The organism is Blastococcus sp. SYSU DS0510, from assembly GCF_054050835.1.
Map to the genome: position 1 here is coordinate 288,440 of NZ_JBJHAC010000001.1, position 16,210 is coordinate 304,649.

Below are 16,210 nucleotides of genomic sequence, written 5' to 3' on the forward strand. Positions count from 1 at the left end.
TTGTGCGGCGTCGCCGAGCCGCTAGGGTCGGGGAGGACCGCAGCGGGGGCGCCCGAGGGGCGTACCCGCCCACTCGCCACGGAGGTCCGCGATCGTGCCTGCCGAACCCGCTCCGGTGGCGGCGCCGGAGCCGGGCTCGGTGCTCGATCCGGTGGGTCCCGAGGCGGCGCAGATCGCCGGTCTGACCTGGTTCATGATCGTCCTCGGCGGGCTGCTGTGGCTGCTCACCGTCGTCTTCCTCGTGCTGGCCCTGCGGCACCGAGCGCACCGCGAGCCGCGGGCCTCCGACCGGAGCGCCAAGGCGTTCGTCGCCGTCTGGGGCGTGGTGGTGCCGATCGTCGTCCTGCCGATCGTCTTCGCCTACAGCCTCGTGGTCGGCGTGGACATCTCCCGCCCGCCGCCCCCCGGGGAGCTGACGGTGGAGGTCGTCGGCCACCAGTTCTGGTGGGAGGTGCGCTACCCCGAGGCCGACGTCGTGACGGCGAACGAGATCCACGTGCCGGTCGGCCGGCCCGTCCGGCTGGAGATGACGTCGGCCGACGTGATCCACAGCCTCTGGATCCCACCGGTCGCCGGCAAGCTCGACCTGCTCCCGGGCCAGACCAACACGCTCTCGTTCCGGGTCGACGAGCCCGGCAGGTACCTGGGCGAGTGCGCCGAGTTCTGCGGCATCCAGCACGCCCGCATGCAGTTCGTCCTCGTCGCCCAGCCCGCCGAGGAGTTCGCCGAGCACCTCAGCGCGCTGCAGGCCACCACCGCCGAGCCGGTCGGCGAGCTGGAGGAGGCCGGCCGCGAGGTGTACCTGGCGGCGGGCTGCGGCCAGTGCCACCGGATCGAGGACGTCAGCGAAGGTGCCGACTTCGCGCCCGACCTGACCCACCTGGCCACGCGCGACACCATCGCCGCGGGGATGCTGGAGAACACCCGCGGCAACCTGGCCGGCTGGATCCTCGACCCCCAGGGCCTCAAGCCGGGCGTGCGCATGCCGCCGAACAACCTCTCCGGCGCGGACCTGCAGGCGCTGCTGGCCTACCTGGAGAGCCTCGAGTGACCGCGCTGCAGGATCCCCCCGCCACCGAGGACCGGCTGGCCGCGACCTGGGCCACGCCCCCCGGGGCAGCCGGCTGGTTCACGGCCCTGAACCACAAGCAGGTGGCCCAGCGCTTCCTGGTCACCGCGTTCGTCTTCTTCGGCCTGGGCGGCATCCAGTCGGTGCTGATGCGCTGGCAGCTCGGGAGCGCCGAGAGCACCTTCCTCGACGCGCAGACCTACAACGAGCTGTTCACCATGCACGGCACGACGATGATGTTCCTGTTCGCCGTGCCGGTGGGCGAAGCGTTCGCGATGTACTTCCTGCCGCTGATGCTCGGCACCCGCGACCTGCCCTTCCCGCGGCTGACCGCGTTCGGCTGGTACATCTACGTGCTCGGCGGGATCTTCCTCTACAGCAGCTTCCTGTTCGGCCAGGTCCCCGACGGAGGCTGGTTCGCCTACACCCCGCTGACCGGGCCGGAGTACTCCCCGAGCGCCTCGATCGACTTCTGGCTGCTCGGCGTGACGTTCGTCGAGATCGCCACCATCGCGGGCGCGATCGAGCTGGTCGTCCTCATCCTCCGCAACCGCGCGCCGGGCATGAAGATCAGCCAGATGCCGCTGCTGGCGTGGAACGTGCTGGTCACCGGGATCGCCGTCATCTTCGCGTTCCCGCCGCTGGTGATCGCCAGCGTGCTGCTCGAACTCGACCGCAAGATCGGCACGCACTTCTACGACCCGGCCGCCGGCGGCGAGTCGCTGCTCTGGCAGCACCTCTTCTGGTTCTTCGGCCACCCCGAGGTCTACATCATCCTGCTGCCGGGGCTGGGCATCGTCTCCACGATCGTGCCGGTCTTCGCCCGCAGCCGGATCGTCGGCTACAGCCTGATCGCGGTCTCGACGGTCGCCATCGGCGTCCTGTCGTTCGGCGTGTGGGTGCACCACATGTTCGTCACCGGCCTCCCGCAGCTCGGGCTGGCCTTCTTCTCGCTGGCGAGCCTGTTCATCCCCATCCCGAGCGCCATCCAGATCTCGGCGTGGATCGCCACCATCTGGCAGGGCCGGGCGGTCTGGAAGACACCGATGATGTACGTCGTCGGGTTCATCGTGATCTTCGTCCTCGGCGGGGTCACCGGGGTGATGGTCGCCTCCGTCCCCTTCGACACCCAGGCGCACGACAGCTACTTCGTCGTCGCCCACTTCCACTACGTGCTCATCGGCGGGATCCTCTTCCCGGTGCTGGCCGCCATCCACTTCTGGGTGCCCAAGATGACCGGCCGGCTGCTCGACGAGCGCATCGGCAAGGTCGGGTTCTGGCTGACCTTCATCGGCTTCAACGTGACGTTCTTCCCCCTGCACATCACCGGGCTGCAGGGCATGCCGCGCCGCGTCTACACCTACGCCGAGAACACGGGGTGGGAGACCACGCAGGCCATCGCCACGTGGGGCACGGTCGTGCTGACGCTGGGCCTGCTCATGACGCTCGGGAACGTGGTCGTGTCGGCGCGCGGCGGGGAGCGCGCCGGCGACGACCCGTGGGGTGGGGAGACCCTGGACTGGTACGCGACCTCGCCCCCGCCCGCCTACAACTTCCGCGGCATACCGGAGGTAGCGAGCCGGTCGCCGCTGTGGGACACGCGGCCGTTCCGGCCGAAGTACGACCCGGCCACCTGGCAGGACGAGCTGCGCGAACCCCGCGCCCCCGTGCGGCAGGTCGTCCTGACCAGCGTCCTCGACGCCGCGCCGGAGGAGCTGGTCACGCTGCCGCAGAAGTCGTGGTGGCCGCTTCTGATGGCCTCCGCGCTCACCCTCGCGCTGATCGGCACCATGATCGACGTCTACCCCGTCGCCCTCACCGGCGTGCTCGCCGCCGTCGTCGTCGGCGTGGTCTGGGTGTGGGACAGGCAGGACCAGCAGTGAGGACCAGCGGGCACGCCGGTGAGGCCGCTCCCCGTCCGGCCCCGCACATCGCGCGGGGCACCGGGTGGTGGGGGATGCTGCTGCTCCAGCTCGTCCTGGTGTCCATGCTGGCGGCGCTGGAGTTCTCCTACTTCTACCTGCGCGACGGGTTCGACACCTGGCCGCCGGACCCGACCCCCGCCCCGGCGCTGGGGCTGACCGCGGTCGCCACCGGGCTGCTGGTCCTCAGCGCCGTCCCGGTGGCCGCGGTCCACCTGGCGGCGCGGGCCGGTCGCGCCGACGGCCGGGGCCCCGCCGCCCTCGCCACCGCTGTCGTCCTGGGGGTGGCGTTCCTGGTCGTGCAGTTCGCCGACTACTCCGCGAACGACGTCGACCCGCAGCGCGACGTCTACGGCTCCCTCTTCCTCGCCCTCGCCGGCTTCCACCACCTCAACGCCGCCCTGGCGCTGCTCGGCCTCGGCATCGTGCTCCTGCGCGTGCGGTCGGGCGGCATGCGGCCGCGGGAGCAGGAGATGACGGTGACGGCCGCGCACTACTGGTACTTCGTCGTCTGGTCCTGGATCGTCGTCGCCGCCACCCTCTACCTGACGCCGAGGTTCTGGTGACCGCCGCGACCCCCGAGACGAAGCGACCCGCCGGCCGCCCGGTCCGCTTCTGGTTCGGTGTCGGTGGCGGTACGGCGGCCTGGCTGGCGCACCTGCTCGTCGGCTACTGGTCCATCGAGGTGACCTGCCCCACCGAGGGCCTCGCGCTCCCCCTCTTCCTCGTCGTGCTCACCGTGCTGCTCACGGCGGTGGCCGCGGCCGCGACGTGGGCATCGTGGTGGGCGATGCGCAACCTGCCGCCCCAGGCGGAGTCCGCCGCGGTCCCGGGTCCCGAGCCCCGGCCGCTGCTGCCGTGGCGGCGGCGGAGGGACCCGGAGGAGGCGCCCCCGGCCGGCGCCTGGGACCCGGTGCCCGGCCCCGCCCGCAACCGGATGCTGGCGCTCACCGGCCTCACCATGAACCTGCTGGCGATCGGGCTCATCGCGCTGGCGCTGCCGCCCGTCCTCGCGTACGGACCGTGCTGGTGAGCGGCCACCGGCGGCCGGGCTCGCGGCTGGGGGCGCTCGCGGTCGCGGTCGCCGCCCTCAGCGCGTGCACCGGCACCACCGGGGACGCGGAGGGCTCCGTGGAGGCCGGCCGCGTCCTGCTCGGCGAGTACGGGTGCGTCGCCTGCCACCAGGTGCCGGGCGTCGCGGGCCCGCAGGGCAGGGTCGGTCCCCCGCTGGGCACCATCGTCGACCGGCGGACCGTCGCCGGGACGCTCCCCCACACGCCGGAGAACCTCCGGGCCTGGATCCAGGATCCGCAGGAGATCGAACCGGACAGCCTGATGCCCGACCTCGGCGTCACCGACGACGACGTCGAGGACATCGTCGCCTACCTGTACTCGCTGGGGTCACCGTGAGGGCGCACCCGTCGGGGCGCCCGGCGCGCTGGGTGCTGGTGCTGGCGCTGGTCCTCACCTGCGCCGCGCTGACCCTGGTGACGGCGCCGGTCGAGGCCGCCCCCGCCCCGGAGCCACCGGCCGAGGAGCTCACGGCGGGCGGCACGATCTACCAGCGGTACTGCGGGATCTGCCACAACAACGACGGGACCGGCATCCCCGGGACCGGGGTGGAGGCCGGACCCGACCTCCGCGGGCTGCCGGTGGCCTACGTCGACCTGGTCATCCGCACCGGGCGGATGCCGATCCTGCACCGCGAGGTGGGGGCCGTGGAGGAGCGGCTCACCGACGCCCAGCGGGTCGCGGTGGTGGCCTGGATGACCGAGGAGTTCGGGCTGGAGGGCGCGGTCCCCGAGGTGGGCGACGGCGACCCCGGCCGCGGTCAGCCGCTCTGGCTGACCAACTGCGCGCCCTGCCACAGCGCCGCGGGCAACGGCGGCATCTCGGCCGACGGGACGATCGCCCCGGAGGTGACCGGCGTCGACCCCACCGGGATCGTCGAGGCCCTCCGGGTGGGCCCGTTCGAGATGCCCAGGTTCGGCGACGAGGTGCTCAGCGAGCAGGACGCCGCCGACATCGCCGCCTACGTGCAGGACCTGTCCGACGCCGAGACCACGCCGCTGGGCCTGTCCGACATCGGGCGGGTGTACGGCGCCGCCTTCACCGCGCTGCTGGCCCTGGCGATGGTGGGGGCGTTGTTCCTCGTCGCCCGGCGGGGCCGGCGGCCGGCCGTGCGGTCCGAGGGGCCACCGGTGGACGAGACGGAGGAGACGGAGGGACCAAGACGGTGACCGGCACCGAGGCTCCGCCCGGCACCGGCCGGGACCGGCTGCGCCGCCCCGTGCCGATCGGCGTGGGCGCCGTCGCCACCGGCCTGCTCGTCGCCTTCGTCGCCGGGGTGTTCCTGGGCTGGTCGACGGCGGCGCTGGGCCTGACGCTGACCGGCGCCCTGCTGGCGGCGGCCCTGCTGTTCGGCCAGGTCGGCGGTCCGGCGGCGCAGGAACTCGCCTGGCCGGACGAGCGCCGGCCGGGCGATGCGCCCGTGGTGGCCGCCGCGGGGGCCGCCGTGAGCACCCCGGTGCGCCGGCGCCGGGTCCTCGGCGGTCTCGGGGGCCTGGTGGTCGCCGCCCTCGCCGGCGTCGGGCTCCTCGCCTGGTCCGGGCGGGACCGGGGACCCGGGACGGCCTGGCGGCGCGGGGTCCACCTGGTCACCGCGGAGGGGCAGCGCATCCGCGCCGCCGACGTGCCGGTGGGCGGCTTCGGCACGGTGTGGCCGGAGGGTGCGGTCCGCGCCGACCTGTCGGCCGTGGTGCTGGTCCGCCTGGCGACGCAGGAGGCGGAGCCGCCCACGGTGCTGGAGTGGGTGGTCGCTGACCGCCTCGTCGCCTACTCGAAGATCTGCACCCACGCCGGCTGCCCCGTCGGCCTGTACCAGGAGGACAGCGACTCGCTGTTCTGCCCGTGCCACCAGGCGACGTTCGACGCGGCGCGGGGGGCGGTGCCGACGTTCGGCCCGGCCTCCCGCCCCCTCCCCCAGCTCCCGCTCGGGGTGGACGACGACGGCTTCCTCGTGGCGACGAGCGGGTTCCGGACGCCGATCGGGCCGGTGCGCGGATGAGCGTGCAGGAGAGCCCCGCCCGGCCGCGGTGGCTGCGCGAGCTCTTCGTCCCGACGCACTGGTCGTTCCTGCTCGGACCGGTCGCGGTGGTCTCCTTCGTGGTCCTGCTGCTGACCGGCCTGGTGCTGACGTTCTTCTACCAGCCCTCCACCGAGCTCGTGGAGTACGACGGCTCGGCCGCCCTGTACGCCGGCCGGGAGCTGCCCGCGGCCTTCTCCTCGGTGGTCACGATCAGCGAGGACGTGCCCGGGGGGCTGCTGCTGCGGCGGGTGCACCGCGCGGCCAGCTACCTGTTCGTGGCCGCGCTCCTGCTGCACGTGCTGCGCGTGCTGCTCGCCGGCGCGTTCCGGGGGCGCAGGTTCACGAACTACCTGGTCGGGCTCGTGCTGCTGGCCCTGGCCCTGGCCCTGGGCTGGACCGGTCAGAACCTCGTCTACGACGTGGTCACCGGCAGCAGCGTCCGGATCGGCTACACGATCGCGGCGAGCATCCCCTACGTCGGCACGGAGCTGGCCGACCTGGCGTTCGCCGGGCCCGACGTCGACGACGTCGTCGGCCGGTTGTTCTGGCTGCACGTCCTGCTCCTGCCGCTGGCCTTCCTCCTCGGTCTGGCCCTCCACCTGTGGCTGGTCGTCCGGCACCGGCACACCGTGCTGCCGCAACGCAGGGGGGACGACGGCCGGCTGGTGGTGGTCGTGCCCAGCGGTGCGGGGCTGCGGTCGCGCGTGGGGCTCCTGGCGGTGGTCGTCTGCGCGCTCGTGGTCCTCGCGGCCACGCTGGTGCCCTTCGGCGACGTCACGCACATCGGCCCGTTCCTGCCCGGCGTCGCGGGCAACGACATGTACCCCGACTGGTACCTGTTCCCGATGGAGGGGGCGATCCTGCTGCTCCCCGCCGTCGAGGTCACCGTGCTCGGGGCGACGATCACCAACCCCCTGCTCGGCGGGGTGCTGCTGCCGGTGGTCCTCGGAGGAGCAGCCGTGCTCTACCCGCTGCTGGAGCACCTGTTCCGGCGCCGCCCCTCCGCCGAGCAGGACCTCAGCGAGCACCCGTTCCGCGCCCCCGTCCGGGTCGCCTTCGTCACGCTGCTCGCGACCGTCACCGTGCTGACCTCGCTGGGCGCGGCCAGCGACGTGCTCGCCCAGATCATCGGCGCACCCGTCACCACCGTGATCGCCATCCTGCGGGTGGCGTTCGTGGCCGCCCCACCGGTCCTCGCACTCCTCGCGTACTGGTACGCCCGGCGGCGGTCCGGGCAGCTACCGGCCTGAGCCGCTCACCGGAGGACTCGACGGGCCGGTTGCTCAGCCGATCCGGAGCTCCTCGAGGTCGGCCTCGCGGAGGGCCAGGCCGAGCCCCGGTGCGCCCGGGTCGGGGCGGACCCGTCCCCGGCGGGGCTCGGGAGCGCCGTCGAAGAGGCGCGCCTCGAAGCGCTCGTGGTCGTGGAACCACTCCAGGTGGCGCAGGTTGGGAGTCGCCAGGCCGAGGTGGGCGTGCAGCGCGGGAACGCAGTGCGCGGAGACCTCGAGCCCGTGCCCCCCGGCGAGCGCGGCCGCGCGCAGCCACTCGGTCACCCCGCCGCAGCGGCTGGCGTCCACCTGCAGGCAGTCCACGGCCCCGCCGCAGAGCACGGCGAAGTCCTCGATCCGGGCGGCGTGCTCACCGGCGGCGACGTCGCAGTCCAGGCTGCGGCGCACGAGCGCCAACCCGTCGGGGTCGTCCGAGGAGACCGGCTCCTCGAACCACACCACGCCGAGCTCGTCCAGCGCGCGGCCCACCCGGACCGCCTGCTTCACGGTGTACCCCCCGTTGGCGTCGACGAGCAGCGCCACCTCGTCCCCGACCATCTCCCGGGCCAGCCGGGTGCGCGCCAGGTCGCGGGCGACCGCTTCCCCCCAGGACTCCCCGATCTTGATCTTCACCCGGTCGAAGCCGCGATCCAGCCAGCCCTCGAGCTGCTCGCGGGTGGCGGCGTCGTGGTAGCTGGTGAACCCTCCGCTCGCGTAGACCGGCGACTCCTCCCGCACGGCGCCGAGGAGCACCGCCAGCGGCACGTCGAGCAGCCGCGCCTTGAGGTCCCAGAGGGCGACGTCGACCGCGGAGATGCCCATGGCGACCAGCCCTCGCACGCCTGCGTTGCGGGCGGCACGGGCCATCGCGTGCGTGGCGCCCTGCGGGTGCAGCGCCGACCTGCCCTCCACCACGCCGGCCAGCAGCCCGCGGACCACCGCCGCGGCCGCCGCATCGGCGTAGGTCCAGCCGGTTCCGGTGCGGCCCCCCGCACGCGCGCGCACCACGATCGCCGTCGTCGCGTCCCACCGCAGCGTGCCGTCGGCCTCGGGTCGGTCGGTCGGCAGCCGGTAGACGGCGACGTCCACCGCCTGCACGGGGACCTCCGGGACCACCGTCACGGCCGCGCTCCCGCCCGCGCGCGCCGCACGGCCGAGACCACAGCGCCACCGGCGACCCCGCCCACCGCCGCCAGCGTCGCCGCCTGCGCGAACCGGCCGGGCGGCCGCGCCGTCGGTGCGAGCGCCCGCTCCGGGTGGTCCTCGAGCCGCGCACCGGAGACCAGCCCGGCCAGGGCCTCGGCGACGTGCACGGCCCGGCGGCCGGTCTCCCCCTGCTCGACCTGGGTGCGGCAGCTGAAGCCGTCGGCGAGCACGACCGCCCGGGGGTCGCCGGCCCGCACCGCCGGCAGCAGAACCTGTTCGCCGCAGGCCATCGACACCTCGTAGTGGCCGCGCTCGAAGCCGAAGTTGCCGGCCAGCCCGCAGCAGCCGGAATGGAGCACGTCGGCGTCGAAGCCGGCCTTCGCCAGCAGCCGGCGATCCGCGTCGAAGCCCATGATCGAGTGGTGGTGGCAGTGTGTCTGCACCATCGCGGCGCGGTCCGCCGCGGGTGGCGTCCAGTCGGGTGCGCGCTCCTCCAGGAGCTCGGCCAGCGTCCGGGTGCGGTCGGCCAGCAGACGGACGTGCTCGTCGTCCGGGAGGAGCTCGGGGGCGTCGGAGCGGAAGACCGCGGTGCAGCTGGGTTCCAGGGCCACGACCGGCATGCCGTCCGCCACCGCTGGTCCGAGCGCCCGTGCGGTCCGTCGCAGGACGCGGGCGGCGGTCGCCAGCTGCCCCGTGGAGATGAGGGTCAGCCCGCAGCAGAGCTCCTGGTCCGGCACCCGGACGGTGAAGCCGGCGTCCTCCAGCACCGTCACCGCCGCCTGGCCGACGTGCGGCTGGAAGGACTCGGTGAAGGTGTCCGGCCACAGGAGCACCTCCCCGCGCTCCCCCGACCCGCGCGGCCCCCGCTCGCGGTACCAGTGCGTGAAGCGCTGCGGGGCGAACAGCGGCAGCTCGCGCTCCGGGGTCACCCCGCCCACCGCCTTGGCCAGCGCCCGCAGGCCGGGCGCGTGCGTCAGCGCGTTCACCGCGCGCGGGGCCAGCGCGGCGACCCGGGTGACCAGCGGCAGCCAGCCGAGGGAGTAGTGGGTCCGCGGGCGGAGCCGGCCCGCGTAGTGGTGGGAGAGGAACTCCGCCTTGTACGTCGCCATGTCGACGTCGACCGGGCAGTCGCTGCGGCAGCCCTTGCAGGCCAGGCACAGGTCCAGCGCGTCGTGGACGGCGGTCGAGCGCCAGCGGTCCCGGATCAGCTCACCCCGCATCATCTCGAACAGCAGGCGGGCGCGACCCCGGGTGGAGTGCTTCTCGTCCCCGGTGACCTGGTAGCTCGGGCACATCACCTGCCCGGAGGCGACGTCCAGCGAGGACCGGCACTTGCCGACGCCGACGCAGCGCGCGGCTGCGTGAGCGAAGGACCCGTCGTCCTCGGGGTAGCCGAAGGCCACCTCGGGCTCCCAGGCCGGGTAGTCCGCGGTCATCCGCAGGTACGAGTCGAGAGGGTAGGGCGCCACGACCTTCCCCGGGTTCATCCGGTCGTCGGGGTCCAGCAACGCCTTCACCTGCCCGAAGGCCGTCACGAGCTCCGGCGAGAACATCCGTGCCAGCAGCTCGCCGCGCACCTGGCCGTCGCCGTGCTCGCCGGACATCGAGCCGCCGTACCGCGTGACCAGGTCGGCCGCGTCCTCCAGGAACGACCGGTAGGTCTCCTCCCCGCCGGGCGCGCCGAGCGGGAAGGGGATCCGGAGGTGGACGCAGCCGTGACCGAAGTGGCCGTACAGCGAGGACGGCGTGAGGCGGTGCCGGTCGAGGAGCGCGGCGAGGTCGGCCAGGTAGTCCCCCAGCCGCTCGGGCGCGACGGCGGAGTCCTCCCAGCCCGGCCAGGTGTCGGGCGCATCCGGCGGATGGGCGGTGGCGCCGAGCCCGGACTCGCGGAAGGCCCACATGTCGGCCTGGTCCCCGGGGTCGTCCAGCAGCAGTACCTCCGGCGGCTCGTCCGCGGACCGCACGTCCTCGACCAGCCGCGCCATCCGCCCGGCCAGGTCGTCCTCGTCGCCGGCGAGCTCGACCAGCAGCCAGCCGCCGCCGTCCGGCAGCTTCTCCAGCGCCCGCGGGTTCATCCCGAGCTCGTCCTGGTTGCGGCGCAGCACCTCGTCGACGCCCTCCAGCCGGTGCGGCCGGTGCCGGAGCACCCGGGGCACGTCCCGACCGGCGGCGACGACGTCGGGGTAGCCCAGCACGGCCAGCTGCCGGGCGCGGGGCAGCTCCGACAGCTGCAGCTCCGCCCGCAGCACGGTCCCGAGGGTGCCCTCGCTGCCGACCAGCGCCCGGGCGACGTCGAAGCCGTTCTCGGGCAGCAGCGCGTCGAGGTTGTAGCCGGACACCCGCCGCGGGATGCGGGGGAACCCCGTGCGGATCTCGGCCAGGTACCGGTCCCTCAGCTCGCGCAGCCCCCGGTGGACCTCGGCCGGGCGGCCGCCGGCGCGCAGGATCTCGGCGTACTCCTCGTCGCTGGTCGGGCCGACCCACATCCGCGTGCCGTCGGCCAGCAGCACCTCCAGCCGGGAGACCTTGTCCACCGCCTTGCCGTACACCTGCGCCGAGGCGCCGCAGGCGTTGTTCCCGAGCATGCCGCCGACCGTGCACGTCCAGTGGGTGGCCGGCTGCGGCCCCCAGGTGAGCCCGTGCTCGGCCAGCTCGGCGTCGAGGTGGTCCAGCACCATCCCCGGCTCCACGACGCAGGTCCGCTGCCCGGTGTCGACCGAGACGAGCCGGTCGCAGTGTCGGCTCCAGTCCAGGACGACGGCGGCGTTCGTCGTCTGCCCGGCCAGGCTCGTGCCGCCGCCGCGGGACAGCAGCGGCACGCCGTGCTCCCGGCAGACCGCCGCCGCCTCGACCGCGGCCTCCACCGTGCGCGGCTCCACGACGCCCAGTGGTGGGATCCGGTAGTTCGACGCGTCCGTGGAGTAGGCGCCGCGGGTGCCGTCGTCGAAGCGGACGCCGCCGTCGACCCGGCGGCGCAGGTCCGCCTCGAGGCCCGCGACGTCGACCCGGTCGGGCCCGGCCGGGTCCGGCGGTCGGCTGGCCGGCGGTGGGAGGTCGGTGACCGCCATGGGTCAGCTCCGACGCGGGAGGAACTCCTGGATCTTGGTCTTGGCCCCCGTCTTGACCACTCCCCAGGCGTCCTCGTCGCCCTTGAACAACGACTTCGCGGTCTCCGTCATCTGCTCGAGGGTCGCGTGCGGCGGGATCGGCGGGACGTCGGCGTCGCAGTGCACGTCCAGCAACGCCGGCCGGCCCGCCGCGAGGGCCCGGTCCCACGCGGGACCGATCTGGTCGGGGTCGTCGACGGTGATGGCCTCGAACCCCAGCCCCGCCGCGAAGTCCGCGAAGGAGACGTCGGGCAGGGTCTGCGACTCGGCGAGCTTCGGGAAGCCGCCCATGGCCCGCATCTCCCAGGTCACCTGGTTGAGGTCGTTGTTGTGCAGGACGGCCACGACCAGCCGCGGGTCGGTCCACTCCTGCCAGTAGCGGGAGACGGTGATGAGCTCGGCCATGCCGTTCATCTGCATCGCCCCGTCGCCGACGAAGGCGATGGCCGGCCGGTCCGGATGGCCGAACTTCGCACCGATGGCGTAGGGCACCCCCGGCCCCATCGTGGCCAGGGTCCCCGACAGCGAGCCCCGGTTGTCGGGACCGAACCGCAGGTGCCGGGCATACCAGTTGGCCGCCGACCCGGAGTCCGCCGTGATGATGGCGTTCCCGGGCATCCGGTCGTTGAGCTCCCAGAACAGCCGCATCGGGTTGACCGGGTCCGCATCGGTCATGGCCCGCATGTGGATGGTCTCCCACCAGCGCCGGACGCCGTCCTCGATCCCGTCGCGCCAGGAACGGTCGGACTTGCGTTCCAGCAGGGGGATCAGCGCACGGAGCGTCGTGGCGGCGTCCCCCACGAGGTTCAGCTCGTACGGGTACCGCATCCCGATGAACGTCGCGTCGTGGTCGATCTGGACGCCCCGGGCCTGGCCGTACTCGGGGAAGAACTCGCTGTAGGGCAGGTTCGACCCGACCGTCAGCAGCGTGTCGCAGTTCTCCATCATCTCCCAGGTCGGGCGGGTGCCCAGCAGGCCGATCGACCCGGTCACGAACGGCAGGTCGTCGGGGAGCACGTCCTTGCCGAGCAGCGCCTTGGCGACGCCGGCGCCGAGGATGTCGGCGACCTGGACGACCTCGGCGCGGGCGCCGCGCGCCCCCTGCCCGATCAGCATCGCGACCTTGCTCCCGCTGTTGAGCAGATCGGCCGCCGCCCGGATCGACGGGTCGTCCGGGACCACCGTGGGCGTCGAGGTGTGCACGCTGCTGGAGGGCACCATCTTGTGCTCGTGCGTCGGCGGGCTGTACTCGAGCTCCTGCACGTCGGCCGGGATGATCACGGCGGTGGGCGCGTGCTCGGCGGCGGCGATCCGCATGGCCCGGTCGATCACGTTGGGCAGCTGCTCGGGCGTGTTGACCACGTGCACGTAGTGGTGGGCGACGTCCTTGAACAACGACAGCAGGTCGACCTCCTGCTGGTAGGAGCCGCCCATGGCGCTCCGGTCGGTCTGGCCGACGATCGCGACCACCGGGACGTGGTCGAGCTTGGCGTCGTAGAGACCGTTCAGCAGGTGGATCGCACCCGGGCCCGAGGTGGCCAGGCAGACACCCACCCGGCCGGTGAACTTGGCGTACCCGACCGCCTCGAAGGCGGACATCTCCTCGTGGCGGGACTGGACGAACTGCAGCCCGTCCTGCTTGCCGAAGGCCTCGAGGATGCCGTTGATCCCGTCACCGGGATAGGAGAAGACCTTGGTGACGTCCCATTCCCGGAGCCGGTCCAGGAGTACGTCGGCGACAGTCTGGCTCATGGGAGATCCTCCCGTTGGGTTGCACCGTCGCCCTTCGCGCTACCCGGCGGGCGGGGGTGGAACCGAGGCCGGACTTTACGATCGGATGACCGTGTCCCCCACCGAGGTGAGGGGGACGATCAGTCGGTCGGGACATGCGGACCGACGCCGGTCCCGGCTCCGGTGGTGTCCGGGACCGGACCCGCCCGAGCTCGAACCAGACGTCGGCCCCCGGGAGGACGACATGAAGGCGACCACGCTCACCGACGGCCCGCCTCGTCAGCAGGTGCTCGTGTTCGAGACCGGTGACGAGGTGGTCTCGAGCCTGACCGAATGGGCGCGCAGCACGGATCTGCCGGCCGCGTCCTTCACCGCGATCGGCGCCTTCGCCGAGGCGACGTTGGGCTTCTACGACCTCGAGGAGCAGCGATACCTCGAGATCCCCGTGGACAGCCAGGCGGAGGTCCTGACGCTGGCCGGTGACATCACTCTGGACGGGGACGGCGGGTGGCTGGTGCACGGTCACGTGGTCTGCGGGCTGCGGGACGGGTCCACGGTCGGCGGGCACCTGTTGCGCGCGGTGACCCGGCCGACCCTGGAGATGGTCGTGACCACGAGCCCGACGTATCTGCGGCGCCGACCCGACCCCGCGTCCGGCCTCGCCCTGATCGACCCCGACGCACGCTGAGGCGCACCCCCCACCCGGTAGCCGCGGGCGCGGCACCGGCCGTCCCAGGAGGACCGATGAGCGCAGGAGGAGAACACCGCGGCGAGGGTCGACCGCACGACCCCCAGGCCCGCGTCGGGAGCGGAAAGCCGGCCCGGCGGCGGATCGCCGCGCTCGCCGTCGGGGTCATCGTGATCGTCTTCGCCGTGCTGCTGATCGTCTGGCTGCTCGGCAGGTCCGCCGCAGCGCAGCGCGCGGCCGGGGCCGAGGGCGTCGCGCACCAGAGCACCGAGGCGGCTGCGGTCGCGACCGGGCTCCCCTGATCCGGGCGGATCCTCCCACCTGGGACAGAGGCCTCGCCCGCCCCTTGCCGGGAGCGGGCGAGGCCTCGGCCACGCGGTCGTAGCGGGGGCCCAGCGAGCTACCGAGCTGCTCCACCCCGGGCTGTGCCACCACGCATCGGCATGGCATCGGCATCGGCATCGGCGCCGGTGGCCTGCTGCCGGTCCCACGGCCGGTGCTCGACCGCGGGACCGGCGGACGTCAGGAGGTGCTGGTGCCGGTCGGCGCGGGCGCGGCCGTGGCCCCGTTGCCCCGGCTGCCCTCGGCCGGTGCCGTCGCGACCGGCGGCAGCGGCTCCTCCGGCGCCCGGCGCGGCATGCGCGGTTCCTGCCCGAGCCCCTTGACCAGCGCGACGAGGACCAGGAGCAGCACCACCGCGAACGGGAACGCGGCGACGATGGACGCGGTCTGCACCCCGCCCAGGCCCCCGCTGACCAGGAGCACGGCGGCGGAGGCGGAGATGACAAGACCCCAGATCACGCTGACGACGCGCGCCGGGTCCTGCCCGCCGCGGCTGCTCAGCGAGCCGAGGACGAAGGTGGCGGAGTCGGCGCTGGTGACGAAGAAGGTGACGATGAGGATCATCGCCCCGATCCCGGCGATCACCCCGCCCGGCAGGGTGTCCAGCAGCGCGAACAGCTGCTGCTCGGTCGCCTGGCCCGCGAGCCCGGCGCCCTCCTGCTCGGCGAGGATGCCGGCCCCGCCGAACACCGAGAACCACAGCCCGCTGACCAGCGTGGGCACCGCCAGCACGCCGATGACGAACTCGCGGATGGTGCGGCCGCGCGAGATGCGCGCTATGAAGGTCGCCACGAACGGCGACCAGGAGATCCACCACGCCCAGTAGAAGATCGTCCAGCCGTTGATCCACTCCGAGCGCTGGGGGTCGAAGGGGCCGGTCTGCAGGCTCATCGTGGGCAGCTCGGCGAAGTAGCTGCCGAGGGTCGTGGTGAACGCGCCCACGAGCCGGCCGGACGAGGCGGTGAAGAGCACGAAGGCGAAGAGCGCGATCGCGAGCACGACGTTGGCGGTCGACAACCACTTGATCCCGCGGTTGATGCCGGACAGCGCGGAGATCAGGAAGAGGACGGTGACCACCGCGATGATCGCCAGCTGCACGCCGGAGCCGATCGCGATGCCGTCGTCGAGGGAGTTCAGACCGCCGTTGATCTGGGCGGCCCCGAGGCCGAGCGACGTCGCGACGCCGAAGACGGTGGCCACCACCGCGATCGTGTCGACCGCGGCGCCCAACGGGCCGTCGACGCGGTCCCCGAGGATCGGCCGCAGCGCCCCGCTGATGGTGGCCTTCCAGCCTCGGCGGAAGCGGGCGTAGGCCAGCGCCAGCGCCAGGACGGCGTAGATGCCCCAGGGGTGCAGGCCCCAGTGGAAGAACGAGTACCGCAGGGCGTCCCGGGCGGCCTCCGTGCTCTCCGGGGTGGCCGTCGGCGGGGTGATGAAGTGCGACACCGGCTCTGCCACGCCCCAGAACACCAGCCCGATGCCCATCCCGGCGCTGAAGAGCATCGCGAACCACGCCCGGGTGCTGTACTCCGGCCGGTCGTCGTCCTTGCCCAGCCGCACCCGGCCCCACCGCGAGACCGCCAGCGCGATCACGGCGATCAGCACGATCGTCGCGGTCAGCAGGTAGAACCAGCCGAACCGGTCGACGACGAAGGTGCGCGCCGATGTGGCCGCGGAGTCCAGGGACGCAGGTGACAGTGCTCCCCAGAGGACGAACGGGAGCACGACGGCCAGCGAGGCCCAGAAGACGACGGAGGTTCTTCGCACGACGGGCGGTTCCTTCGGTAGGGGACGGGACAGCCGGTCGACGACCGGCCGCGCCACCGGCAGGGTGTACCCCCGGGGCGGC

14 protein-coding genes are annotated in these 16,210 nt (G+C 73.5%); 10 read left to right on the forward strand and 4 right to left on the reverse strand.

Annotated elements, in window-relative coordinates:
• Window positions 1–94: 94 nt before the first annotated feature.
• The 8 genes from coxB to ACI79P_RS01475 are packed head-to-tail and all read left to right on the forward strand — an operon-like array spanning window position 95 to window position 7,329.
• Window positions 95–1,051: a cytochrome c oxidase subunit II gene (gene coxB, locus ACI79P_RS01440; RefSeq protein ID WP_456579258.1), complete on the forward strand. Its 957-nt coding sequence runs from the start codon at window positions 95–97 to the stop codon at window positions 1,049–1,051.
• Window positions 1,048–2,952: a cytochrome c oxidase subunit I gene (ctaD, locus tag ACI79P_RS01445; RefSeq protein ID WP_456579259.1), complete on the forward strand. Its 1,905-nt coding sequence runs from the start codon at window positions 1,048–1,050 to the stop codon at window positions 2,950–2,952. The genes coxB and ctaD overlap by 4 nt, the downstream gene beginning before the upstream one ends.
• Window positions 2,949–3,557 carry a cytochrome c oxidase subunit 3 gene (locus ACI79P_RS01450; protein WP_456579260.1) on the forward strand — a complete coding sequence of 203 codons (609 nt, stop codon included), beginning with the start codon at window positions 2,949–2,951 and terminating at the stop codon, window positions 3,555–3,557. Before ctaD ends, ACI79P_RS01450 begins: the two co-directional genes overlap by 4 nt.
• Entirely contained in the window at window positions 3,554–4,024 is a 471-nt protein-coding gene (locus tag ACI79P_RS01455) for a hypothetical protein (protein ID WP_456579261.1), read from the forward strand. Before ACI79P_RS01450 ends, ACI79P_RS01455 begins: the two co-directional genes overlap by 4 nt.
• Window positions 4,021–4,401: a c-type cytochrome gene (locus ACI79P_RS01460; protein ID WP_456579262.1), complete on the forward strand. Its 381-nt coding sequence runs from the start codon at window positions 4,021–4,023 to the stop codon at window positions 4,399–4,401. Before ACI79P_RS01455 ends, ACI79P_RS01460 begins: the two co-directional genes overlap by 4 nt.
• Entirely contained in the window at window positions 4,398–5,231 is an 834-nt protein-coding gene (locus tag ACI79P_RS01465; protein WP_456579263.1) for a c-type cytochrome, read from the forward strand. Before ACI79P_RS01460 ends, ACI79P_RS01465 begins: the two co-directional genes overlap by 4 nt.
• Complete coding sequence (locus tag ACI79P_RS01470) at window positions 5,228–6,058, forward strand: QcrA and Rieske domain-containing protein (protein WP_456579264.1); 831 nt, start codon at window positions 5,228–5,230, stop codon at window positions 6,056–6,058. The genes ACI79P_RS01465 and ACI79P_RS01470 overlap by 4 nt, the downstream gene beginning before the upstream one ends.
• On the forward strand, window positions 6,055–7,329 hold the full coding sequence (locus tag ACI79P_RS01475; protein WP_456579265.1) for a cytochrome b N-terminal domain-containing protein: 1,275 nt from the start codon (window positions 6,055–6,057) through the stop codon (window positions 7,327–7,329). The genes ACI79P_RS01470 and ACI79P_RS01475 overlap by 4 nt, the downstream gene beginning before the upstream one ends.
• Before the next feature lie 33 nt (window positions 7,330–7,362).
• Here the strand turns inward: ACI79P_RS01475 and ACI79P_RS01480 are convergent, their stop codons facing one another.
• Genes ACI79P_RS01480 through ACI79P_RS01490 form a run of 3 tightly spaced genes read right to left on the reverse strand, consistent with a single transcriptional unit; the run spans window position 7,363 to window position 13,352 of the window.
• Window positions 7,363–8,469 (reverse strand): enolase C-terminal domain-like protein, encoded by a 1,107-nt coding sequence (locus ACI79P_RS01480; protein WP_456579266.1) that lies wholly within the window; start codon window positions 8,467–8,469, stop codon window positions 7,363–7,365.
• On the reverse strand, window positions 8,466–11,561 hold the full coding sequence (locus tag ACI79P_RS01485) for an FAD-binding and (Fe-S)-binding domain-containing protein (protein WP_456579267.1): 3,096 nt from the start codon (window positions 11,559–11,561) through the stop codon (window positions 8,466–8,468). The genes ACI79P_RS01480 and ACI79P_RS01485 overlap by 4 nt, the downstream gene beginning before the upstream one ends.
• Window positions 11,562–11,564: 3 nt before the next feature.
• Window positions 11,565–13,352 carry a thiamine pyrophosphate-requiring protein gene (locus ACI79P_RS01490; RefSeq protein WP_456579268.1) on the reverse strand — a complete coding sequence of 596 codons (1,788 nt, stop codon included), beginning with the start codon at window positions 13,350–13,352 and terminating at the stop codon, window positions 11,565–11,567.
• A gap of 223 nt (window positions 13,353–13,575) precedes the next feature.
• Between ACI79P_RS01490 and ACI79P_RS01495 the strand changes: the two genes are divergently transcribed.
• On the forward strand, window positions 13,576–14,019 hold the full coding sequence (locus ACI79P_RS01495; RefSeq protein ID WP_456579269.1) for a PPC domain-containing DNA-binding protein: 444 nt from the start codon (window positions 13,576–13,578) through the stop codon (window positions 14,017–14,019).
• Window positions 14,020–14,075: 56 nt separating this feature from the next.
• Entirely contained in the window at window positions 14,076–14,321 is a 246-nt protein-coding gene (locus tag ACI79P_RS01500) for a hypothetical protein (RefSeq protein WP_456579270.1), read from the forward strand.
• 220 nt (window positions 14,322–14,541) lie between these two features.
• Here ACI79P_RS01500 and ACI79P_RS01505 read toward each other — a convergent pair whose 3' ends face one another.
• Window positions 14,542–16,128, reverse strand: a complete 1,587-nt coding sequence (locus tag ACI79P_RS01505; protein ID WP_456579271.1) for a BCCT family transporter — start codon at window positions 16,126–16,128, stop codon at window positions 14,542–14,544.
• Window positions 16,129–16,210 lie beyond the last annotated feature (82 nt).

Bases quoted from the DNA above. Each gene is read 5' to 3' on its own strand.
- ACI79P_RS01500 (WP_456579270.1), top strand. From the start codon at position 14,076: ATGAGCGCAGGAGGAGAACACCGCGGCGAGGGTCGACCGCACGACCCC.
- ACI79P_RS01495 (WP_456579269.1), top strand. From the start codon at position 13,576: ATGAAGGCGACCACGCTCACCGACGGCCCGCCTCGTCAGCAGGTGCTC.
- ACI79P_RS01490 (WP_456579268.1), bottom strand. From the start codon at position 13,352: ATGAGCCAGACTGTCGCCGACGTACTCCTGGACCGGCTCCGGGAATGG.
- ACI79P_RS01475 (WP_456579265.1), top strand. From the start codon at position 6,055: ATGAGCGTGCAGGAGAGCCCCGCCCGGCCGCGGTGGCTGCGCGAGCTC.
- ACI79P_RS01485 (WP_456579267.1), bottom strand. From the start codon at position 11,561: ATGGCGGTCACCGACCTCCCACCGCCGGCCAGCCGACCGCCGGACCCG.